General features: G+C 71.1%; 6 protein-coding genes. 2 read left to right on the plus strand and 4 right to left on the minus strand.

Annotation, left to right across the window (positions count from 1 at the left end):
* On the plus strand, positions 1-340 hold a 340-nt coding region (locus ACWELQ_RS40595), incomplete at its 5' end, for an alpha/beta hydrolase (RefSeq protein WP_452402308.1).
* 43 nt (positions 341-383) lie between these two features.
* On the plus strand, positions 384-1205 hold the full coding sequence (locus ACWELQ_RS40600) for an SDR family oxidoreductase (RefSeq protein ID WP_452402309.1): 822 nt from the start codon (positions 384-386) through the stop codon (positions 1203-1205).
* A 12-nt stretch (positions 1206-1217) separates the two neighbouring features.
* Here ACWELQ_RS40600 and ACWELQ_RS40605 read toward each other — a convergent pair whose 3' ends face one another.
* The 4 genes from ACWELQ_RS40605 to ACWELQ_RS40620 all read right to left on the minus strand — a co-directional run.
* Positions 1218-1499 carry a hypothetical protein gene (locus ACWELQ_RS40605; protein WP_452402310.1) on the minus strand — a complete coding sequence of 94 codons (282 nt, stop codon included), beginning with the start codon at positions 1497-1499 and terminating at the stop codon, positions 1218-1220.
* A gap of 164 nt (positions 1500-1663) precedes the next feature.
* Entirely contained in the window at positions 1664-2071 is a 408-nt protein-coding gene (locus tag ACWELQ_RS40610) for a hypothetical protein (protein ID WP_452402311.1), read from the minus strand.
* A 58-nt stretch (positions 2072-2129) separates the two neighbouring features.
* Entirely contained in the window at positions 2130-3476 is a 1347-nt protein-coding gene (locus tag ACWELQ_RS40615) for a lipase family protein (RefSeq protein WP_452402312.1), read from the minus strand.
* A 122-nt stretch (positions 3477-3598) separates the two neighbouring features.
* On the minus strand, positions 3599-3842 hold a 244-nt coding region (locus ACWELQ_RS40620), incomplete at its 5' end, for a helix-turn-helix domain-containing protein (protein WP_452402313.1).

Here is a 3842-nt window from a genome sequence, read left to right on the forward strand (position 1 = left end):
GCCCGCCGCCGGGCCGGACATGGTGGTGCGGCGCGGCATCGAGGTCGACGGGGTGCTGGATCCGGCCTGGTCGGTCGTCAACCACGACTTCACCGGCCTGCCACCGATCCTGTTGCAGGTCGGCTCGCGGGAGATGCTGCTGTCGGACGCGCTCGCGGTGGCGCGCAATGCCGAGGCGGCCGGGGTGCCGCTGCGGCTGCAAGTGCGGCCCAGCGCCCCGCACACGCTCATCCATCTCGGCGCGGGACTGCTGGCCGACGGCCGCGATGCCGCCCGGGACGCGGCCGAGTTCCATCGTGCGATGATCGAAGGCGGGCAATCCGGTCGCAGCGCGGCCTGATTCGCGTGACAGGTGGCCCGTCCGTCCGATCCGAGAGGCGCCGATGACCCAGCCCGAGGCTCCGATGTCCCAGCCCGCCAACGCTTCCGCGGTGTTCGTCACTGGTGCCGCCGCCGGGATCGGCCGGGCCATCGCCGAGCGGTTCGCCCGTGCAGGCTGGACGGTCGGCCTCTACGACATCGATCCGGACGCGGTGCGCGCCACCGCCGAGGCGATCAGCGGGCGCACCGTGGTCGGCTCCTTCGACGTCACCGATCCGGCAGGCTGGGAGGCGGCGCTGAAGCAATTCGCCGATGCCACAGGCCGTCTCGACCTGCTGGTCAACAATGCGGGCATCCTGGTCTCCGGCCCCTTCGCCGACATTCCGCTCGAGCGCCAGCATCGCCTGGTGGACGTCAATGTCAAGGGCGTCCTCAACGGCTGCCACGCCGCGCTCCCCTACCTGCGCGCCACCCCGAACAGCCAGGTCATCAATCTCGCCTCCGCCTCCGCCCTCTACGGCCAGCCCGGTCTGGCCACCTACGGCGCGACCAAGGCGGCCGTCCGTAGCCTCACCGAGGCTCTCGACCTGGAATGGCGGCACTACGGCATCCGGGTCACCGACCTGCTCCCGCTGTTCGTGGCCACCGACATGATGACCGAGGTCACCCGCGCCTCGAAGTCCGCGACCACGCTCGGCGTCCATCTCACCCCGGTCGATGTCGCAAACAGCGTGTGGCACACCGCGACCAGCGCCCGCCCGCTGCGCGGCCCCCACGTCCTGGTCGGTCTGCAAACCAAACTGACCGCCCTGGCCACCCGGCTGTCGCCGCCCTTCCTCACCCGCGCGGTCGTCGCCTGGATCAGTAAGGCCGACACCCTGTAGTCACGGACGAGGTCAGCGGACCTGGGTGACCGCCGCGCGCGGGGTGGCCGTCGTGGTGGTGGGTGTCGTGGTCGCAGGGGTCGTGGTGGCGGTCGTGGTCGTCGCGGTGGTTGTCGTTGCCGCGGTGGTGGTTCCGGTGGGCACGTCGATCACGTCGGGGATCTGACCGCCGCCGAGCATGGGGACCGTGGTGGTGGCGGGCGGGGTCAAGGGGGTGCTGCGGTGGTCGCTGCAGCCCGCGAGAACGGCCACCACGGCCGTCAGAGTCGCCAGGGTGATCAGGTGCTTGGGCACGGAGGGCCTTCCGGGTGCGGGCTGTCGTTACAGAACCGTCCGGTCGGTGACTTGTGACCGGACACAAAGATTTTGACGCAAAGTCGTGCCCGCCGCGCCGGTGAAGATCAACTCGGCACGACTGGTCCGGTGTCGTGGCACGGGTGGTGGGTGCGGGGCTCCGATCACAGGGCGGCGAGGTCGCCGATGATGAAGATGAGCAGGGCGACGGTGAGCGTCAGCGCGCCCGCCAAACCCAGTGGCGCGGTGCGGGCCTTCTCGGCGAATTCATCCTTGATGCCGGTGAGCCAGTTGATGGTGTCCTTGGCGGCGATGAAAACGCCGGAGACGACGGCCAGCCACGCGGCGGTGAGGTTCCAGCCGCTCGACAGGTCCGAGAGCCGGGCCGCGAAGACCAGACCGAAGAGCACGACACCCTGCAGGACCGCGCCCACATGGGCGACGGTGAGATAGCGGGGAGTCGGCGGGTTGCCCTCGCGCATGCGCAGCATGGTCATCGGATAGCCGAGCAGCGTGCCGTAGGTGAGGGTCAGCAGTCCGCCGATGATGAGGACTTTGTCGGTTGCCGTCATGGCATTCCCCTTCCGGACGCCTACACGGTAGGAGCCCGGCGGCCGGGGTGCGCGGGGTTCAGCGGAATCGATGCTCGAATTTCACCGCGGGCGGCGCGGGCGCGGGCGGCAGGCTCGCGCCGGGCAGTGGACGGGCCGCCAGCGCCCGGGCCAGCACCCCCGCCAGGCCGAGATAACCCCGCAGCGCCGACAAGGAAAAGGCCAGGGAGACAACTGTTTCCGTGGTCGCCCCGGGCAGTGCGCGACCCGCGAAGCGATCGGCGAGCCAGTTCTCACACAGCGGAGCGGCCAGCAAACCCAGGGTGACATGCCCGCCGAGCACATCCCGGACATATCGGACCGAGGTGCCCGCGGCGCGATACCGGTCGACCAGGTGATCGACATTGCCGCACGGAATGATCAGATCGTGCACGCCCTGCACCGCCAGCACCGGGAATTGCGGCGGGCGCGCGCCCGGCTCGATATCGGCGAGCACCGCGCGGATCTGCGGCAGGGTGCGCAGGGTGGCCAGCGCCGAACCGTCGCGGTCCTGGAGGCGAATACCGGTGCTGCGCACCAGCAGGGGCACGGTGGCGCTGGTCTCGGCGCGATCCAGCAGGGCCAGCGACGCGGTGTCGAGGTGTTCGCGCAGGGTGCGGTCCAGTGCCGGATAGGCGCGGCGCAGCCCGGCCAGGCACAGGGTGGCCAGGCCGCCGAAGGTCGAGCCGTTGAGCCGGAAGAAGGTCGATTCCAGGGAGCCGACCGGTGAACCCAGCACGGCGGCGAGGATATTCAGCTCCGGCGCGTAGGTCGCGGCGAGTTCCGCCGCCCACGCGGTGGCCAGTCCGCCGCCGGAGTATCCCCACAGCGCGACGGGCGTCTCGACGGGCCGGTCGAGGAAACTCAGCGTGGCGCGCAGCCCGTCGAGGGTGCGGTGGCCCGGCTCGCGGGGCGCGCCGAAACGTCCGGCGCTGCCGACGTGATCGGGCACCGAGACCGCCCAGCCCCGCGTCAGCGCGTGCTCGATGAGCAGCAGTTCGTACTGCGGGACCGACCCCAGCGCCCGCGCGCCGCGACGAAACGCGTACGAGGGCAGGCATTTCGAGGCGACCGCGTCGATGGCGCACTGGTAGGACACGATCGGGCGCGCCACGGCGGGATCCGCGCCGTGCGGCAGTAGCAGCGTGGTGACCGCCGCCTCCGCCCGCCCGTGCAGGTCGGTGCTGCGAAACAGCAACTGGGTGGCGGTGATTCGCTGCGGGATCACGCCCAGCAAGGCCGCTTCCACCGGCCGTGAGCGCAGGATCGTCCCCGGCGCGACCCGGGCGAGCCCGCGCGGAGGCCGGTAGAACGGGTCCTGCTCGGGCAGCGGCGGCCGGTCCTCCGCCGCTGCCGCCGACACTCCCCCGGATCGAGACACGACCATGCCAATCCCCTTTCGACCGTTGCTCATCCGACGGCGACCGTGATCACCGACGCCGTCCGCGCTCACCCCAACCGCAGTGCGCGCTCGGTTCCCGGCGGTGCCGGCCGCCCCATCGCGGGCATTCATCCCACGGCGGTGCGCGCCCTCGATTCCGGTGCGGCGGCCAGGGCGAAGCGCAGTTCGGAGCGGCGGGCGACCGAGAGTTTGCGGTATACCCGGGTCAGATGCTGTTCGACCGTGCTGGTGGTGATGTCGAGGACCTCGGCGATATCGCGATTGCGATTGCCCAGCGCCGCCAGCTCCGCCACCCGCCGTTCGGCGGGACTCAGTGGCTCGGATCCGGCGGCGCTCACCGGATCCCGGACC

It is taken from the genome of Nocardia sp. NPDC004722 (assembly GCF_053601505.1).

Excerpts from the sequence above, each read along its gene's own strand:
- ACWELQ_RS40600 (WP_452402309.1), top strand. The coding sequence starts at position 384 with ATGACCCAGCCCGAGGCTCCGATGTCCCAGCCCGCCAACGCTTCCGCG.
- ACWELQ_RS40610 (WP_452402311.1), bottom strand. The coding sequence starts at position 2,071 with ATGACGGCAACCGACAAAGTCCTCATCATCGGCGGACTGCTGACCCTC.
- ACWELQ_RS40615 (WP_452402312.1), bottom strand. The coding sequence starts at position 3,476 with ATGGTCGTGTCTCGATCCGGGGGAGTGTCGGCGGCAGCGGCGGAGGAC.